The organism is Lamprobacter sp., assembly GCF_034860625.1.
Taxonomy (GTDB): Bacteria; Pseudomonadota; Gammaproteobacteria; order Chromatiales; family Chromatiaceae; genus Lamprobacter.
On the sequence record NZ_JAYESN010000222.1, the window covers coordinates 1 to 5,110 of the forward strand.

The 5,110-nt window shown below is 63.0% G+C and carries 3 protein-coding genes and 2 pseudogenes; all 5 read right to left on the minus strand.

All coding sequences use genetic code 11. The annotated features are described in order from the left end of the window. A pseudogene (locus VBE63_RS24510) lies at positions 1-498 on the minus strand (hypothetical protein); the annotation flags it as partial. 318 nt (positions 499-816) lie between these two features. Further along, positions 817-1,851: a hypothetical protein gene (locus tag VBE63_RS24515; RefSeq protein ID WP_323685636.1), complete on the minus strand. Its 1,035-nt coding sequence runs from the start codon at positions 1,849-1,851 to the stop codon at positions 817-819. Positions 1,852-1,971: 120 nt separating this feature from the next. Beyond that, positions 1,972-3,507 carry a class I SAM-dependent methyltransferase gene (locus VBE63_RS24520; protein ID WP_323685637.1) on the minus strand — a complete coding sequence of 512 codons (1,536 nt, stop codon included), beginning with the start codon at positions 3,505-3,507 and terminating at the stop codon, positions 1,972-1,974. A gap of 85 nt (positions 3,508-3,592) precedes the next feature. Continuing rightward, a pseudogene (locus VBE63_RS31600) lies at positions 3,593-4,609 on the minus strand (DUF4351 domain-containing protein). 146 nt (positions 4,610-4,755) lie between these two features. Beyond that, complete coding sequence (locus tag VBE63_RS24535) at positions 4,756-4,911, minus strand: hypothetical protein (protein WP_323685638.1); 156 nt, start codon at positions 4,909-4,911, stop codon at positions 4,756-4,758. Between the last annotated feature and the right edge of the window lie 199 nt (positions 4,912-5,110).

Consider the following 5,110-nt stretch of genomic DNA (forward strand, 5'->3'; position numbering starts at 1 on the left):
CTCGGCCCAGCGCTCGGGGGTGGTGTAGTCGAGCAGTTTGACCACTGGGAATTGGAACTCGACCCGACAGTCCCACAGCGCGGCACTGTACTGCGTTGGGCGGAAGCCGCGATCAGCATCGGCAAGGACCGCCAGGCTGGCGACCGGCACTTGATAGGTGTCACGGATTTTATTGTGGTAGGTGAACATCCGCTCAGCAAAGGCGGTCTCCGGGTCACCTTGCACCTCGACATGGATCAGCACCCACACCGGTGTGCCGTCGCGTCGCGTGACCCCGACGAGCTTATCCGCATAACGCCGGGTGGTCTTGGCCTCGCGCACGATCTGCTGGAATTCCTTGTCGAGAAACTGCATGCCCTTTGACCAGTCGATCTCGGCATGGATGGTTGGGAACAGCAGCGCGAGGAACTCGGGGAAATACTGCTCTAGCGCTTCTTTCCAGGGGCTATCGTGGTCGCTCTTGGCCGCTGCGTCTGCGGGTGGGGTGTCAGCGCTCATGCGGCGAGTCTAGCCGATGCGCGGCTGGGGCGGGAGGAGCTTTGGCTGCGCTCGTCAGGCTGTTCGGTATACTGTCACTGGATTTTCAACAACGCCCCGGACAGGATGCGCTGGCCTTGCCGAATGCGCCAGAGCGCGCACTCAGCCGGCTGCGTGTGTTTGCTGGCTCCGCCTTGGAACTGGAATCACTGGCCTTTCGCGCCCGCCATCGGCGTTGCGATTGTCGGGATGGGCATGACATCCACCAGACTATCTGGGTGCCAGTAACGAACTCGGCGTACGTGGTCGCTCAAGACCGTGGCGCCGCGCCCTACCCATTCAGTGATCCCGGCGGTGTTTCTTCAGCCAGGCCTCGATCATGGCAGGATCAAGCCCCTTAAGCCGCTCCTCTGGGGCGTAACGTTGCAGCACGTCATCCGGGTTGTAGCACTGAAGCACCTCATCAGGATCGAGCTTGCGGATGGAGTCCTTCAACCACTCGTGGGCTTCGCGTTGCATGTCTTCAAAGGTGTGGGCCATGGTGCCGTCTCCGAGCAGGTGGTGGGCGAGGAGGCTGTAGAGGTGTAGGCCGATCTCGCTGTGGGGATGATACTGCTGTAGCGCCGCGCGTTGCTGCGCTTTGTTGCTGCAGAACAGCCGCCAAGGGGCGTTGTGCGGCAGGTCGCGCAGGGCGTTGATGACGATGAGGCGCACCTCGCGGGTGCCGGCGCGTAGGGTATAGATGCCAGGCTTGCTGGTTCTTTGACAACTGCCCGGTGGGAGTTGTTTGATCAGCTTGCGTGGAAAATGGGTGGCCACGGCGTAGCTGCGGAAGTCGGCTGCGGGGAGCAGCCGATAGGCCGTGTCGGGTTCGCTCACGGGTTGTTGATCGCGGGCGTCTCCCGCTGGCGGTTGTGGTGAGCGCTGATCGGCGTCGCTGACGGGGTACTCATCGCTAGTCGGCCGTTGTGGCTGGCGCGCGGGCTGCTGTGGCAGGGCGCGGATGGAGGCGAGCTTGCGGTAGGTGACGTAGTGGCTATTGAGCTCTTCCAGCGCCCAGGCGTCATAGGGCGCGCCGGCGGCTTTGAAGCTGAGCAGATTGTGTGCGGCGAGGTCTTCGAGGCCATCGGGGCGTTCAGGCGCATCCGCATAGGGCTCAGGTGTGGGCGATGCGTTGGGCGTTTTCAGGGCCGCCTTGGTGCGCTGAGGGTCGCGGCCGGTCGCCGGGGCTTGCTCGATGATCAGCACATCCAGGCGTTGGCTGCGCAGGGCGAGCTCTTCTTCGGTGCTGACGCTGTACGGTAGCCCGATCAGCGCGTCGGTGAGGGCTTTGCCGAGCAGTTCATGCCAGGGGATGCGGGGGTCGCGGCTCATGCCTGCAGTCTAGCCGATGCGCGGCCGAGGGTGGGAGGGGCTTTGGCTGTTGCGATCCTTTGGCTATTCGGTACACTGTCACTGGATTTCGAACCCTCAACTTGCCGCTGGAGCTAAGACTTACATCACCTGCAGCGCCTTCAAGATCGGCAGCCGCTGCTGGGCGAAGGTCTCGGCCTGCTGGGTCAGCTCGGCCAGGTTCTCCTCGGCCGACTCGATCGGCTTACCCTCTTTGATCAGCCGCTGGCCTTGGCGTTGCAACAGCTGCCAGGTCTGACTCGCCCAATCAGCGGGTTGCTTGTGCCCTTGGCTCTGCGCGAGCAGGAACAGCTGCTGGAAGCGGTTGACCTGGATGCCGCCGCCGGTGACGGGGCTGGCGAGGTACTGCACATCGGCACTGCCGCGGGCTTGCTGCAGCAGGTGGGCGTTGAGCCGCTCGCTGGTCTTCTTGGCCTTCTGGATGGCCGTGTCGGCCTGTACCGGGGAGAGATGGCCGGCGCCGGTGAGGATGAGGGTGGCTTGTAGGAGTTGGCCGAAGTTGATGGCCTGGTCTTTCAGCGCACTTTCCAGCTGCCCGAGGCTGTGCGGCTTGTGATCGGCGAGTTGGTCAAGCAGTGGGTTGTAGATGGCCTCACTGAGGCTGGCCTCACCGAGGCTGCCGGTGACCTTGAGCGCGATCTCGGGCCGATGGGCGGTGAGGATCACGCGTTGGGCGCGCAGCGCTTCGGCCTGTTCAAGGGGGTTGAGCCGGCGCGCGCCTTTGACCCAGTAGTCGCGACGGAACTGCTGGTTGACCATGAAGTCGCGCACTGATTGGCGAAAGCCATCATCGGGGAGCTGGTTGAGCAGGGCTTGTTGGTCTTGGCTGAGGTTGATGGCATCGATGGCATCGAGCAGGTGGGCCGAGCAGGCGTAGGTCAGCTTGGCCGGCTCCAGCCACTCGGCGAGCGTGGCGAAGTGCATCGGGTGCCAGTCGCGATTGAAGTATTCGTGTGCCAGATACTGGCGGTTATGCTCCTTCATCTTGGTCAGGCGCTCACTGACCTGGGGGTTGGCGCGGCTGTAGAGGGGGTTGGTGGCAAGCAGTTGCTCGGCAAAGGCGATGGCGCTGTCGATGCGATTGACGCGGCCATGCCCAGCGGCGCCTTGGGTCTCGGCATGCTGGGTCATCAGATGGCGCATGGGCGCAAAGGCCGCCCAGCCGGGCAAGCTGTTGTAGCTGAGATAGAGCACCCCGCCGACCTTGAGCCGGCGGCGCACGAAGTCGACGATGACGCGGCGATTGGCATCGCTGATCCAGCTCCAGATGCCGTGCACGCCGATGAAGTCGAAGTCGGGCAGATCCTCGCGGGCGGCAAACTCGGCGAAACTCGCCTCAGAGAGCCGTGCGCCGTGACCAGAGGCGGCGGCCAACGCCTGCGCGAAGGCGGCTTGGCTGGGGTTGAAGTCGGTGCCGTACCAGGCGATCCGAGAGGCCGCGGCATGGAGGTTGGCGCTCAGACCCTGGCCGAAGCCGAGTTCGCAAGCGGTGGCGATCTCAGGGACAGCCAGGCCGGCGTTGAGGAATGCAAGCGCCAGGCGGGCCGGGTTGAGTTCGGTGTAGTAGCCGTAGGTATAGCCAATGTCGGCGACGTAGCCGGCAGTCCAGTCGGTCATGGGCAGAGGTCTCGGGCGGGTTAGCTGGGGCGTTAGATGAGGCCAGTGGCTTGGCGCGGATCCTCGGCGCGCCCACGCCCATGCCTCAGTGGAAGATGGTCTCGGGGGTCTCGGCGATCAGGATGCGATCGAGCCAGGCTTCCAACTGCTCTAACTCGGCGGCTTCAATGCGTTCGCGGTGGACCTGTGCGGCTTCGGGGCCGAATTTCTGAGTGAGTTGACGCAGCAATGTCCTGGCTTCGCCCTGCTGCACGCCCTGGTCAATAAACCGATCGGCAAACGCGCTCATAGTCTTAATCTCCTCGGCATACTGTTGCTGATAGCGCTGGCGTTCATGCTCATCAAGCTTTGCATAAATGTCGACAAAGTCCAGGTATTTGATCTGCCGCTCGGGGTCCGGTTCCAGCGTGCGCAGACCGCGCACGGCTTGGGCGTAGACGTCGACCTTCTCCTCGGGCGCATAGCGCATGTTGGGTAGGTTCAGCCGCGCGACCAGATTGGGGCTGTCGAAATAATCCCGTGCCCGCAGCCGGAATAATGGCCAGGCGAGATAGCTGAATTGCAGATAGACGCGTGTGTCGCTGCCCAGACTGAGCATGTCGCGGTACGCTCCAGGGTGCAGGGTGCAGGAAGATGGCCTTGATCATAAGTCGGTCCAAAACCAACAGAGTAGGTCAAGATTGCTACCGCTAAGCTAAGCATAAACCATGGCTTAGCATTTTTTAGGCACCCAGCTGTCAAGGGTGGACCGCGCTATGATCAAGGCCAGGAAGATCACCACCGGCACCACGCGCTCGGTGTGGTACAGCTCGGCCAGATCCAGACAGTAGTGCCCGAGGCGATGGATCGAGAAGCGCTTGGGCTCGGTTTCTTCCTCGAAGACAAACAGCAGCGCCTGGCGGCGTCCATCCGGCCATTCGAGCAGCAAGGGCACGTCAAGCTCGCGAAAGCGATCACCCAAGCGCGCCTTGAGCTGCTCCTCGCGCAGCGGCAGGATGCGCACGCCTTCATCAAGCTGCGCGGCTTCGCTGGCCGCAGCAAACTCAATGGCCTGGCGTGGATCGTCGAGGATGAGATTCTTGAAGTTCTGGTCGTGGCTCATTGAGCCCTCCTGGCAGCGCGCGCTAGTGTCCGCTACCCGGGGATCGGCGCTCATGGGGTGAGTCTAGCCGATCGCGTCTCAGTAGGCACCCGCACCGGCCAGGCTCTGCCAGACGCAATCAGCCCCAGCGGTCGGGTCTTTGCGCGTCATGACGTCAGCGGTTTCGGCACAGCGATCGTTAACGTGGTCCGTCCCTGATATCTCCCGAACAGCAAATGCTCGAAGCGCTCCAGCTCGGCCAGCCGCTTGGCGTGGGTCTCAGGCAGGGTCATCGGGTGGTCGCGATCGGGCGTGATGCTCATGGCTTGCGTCTAGCAACGGCGAGCGCGCTTGGTCACCGGACAGCCTCACTGGTCCGCACGTAAGGCCTCGACTTGGGCCACACTCAGGCCGGTAACTTGGGCAATCTGCCCGTCCGTGAGCATGTTCAGTGCAATGAGGTTGCGGGCTGTGGCCTGAGCCTTTATCCGCTCGCCTTTTTGCATCCCGATCCGCTCTCCC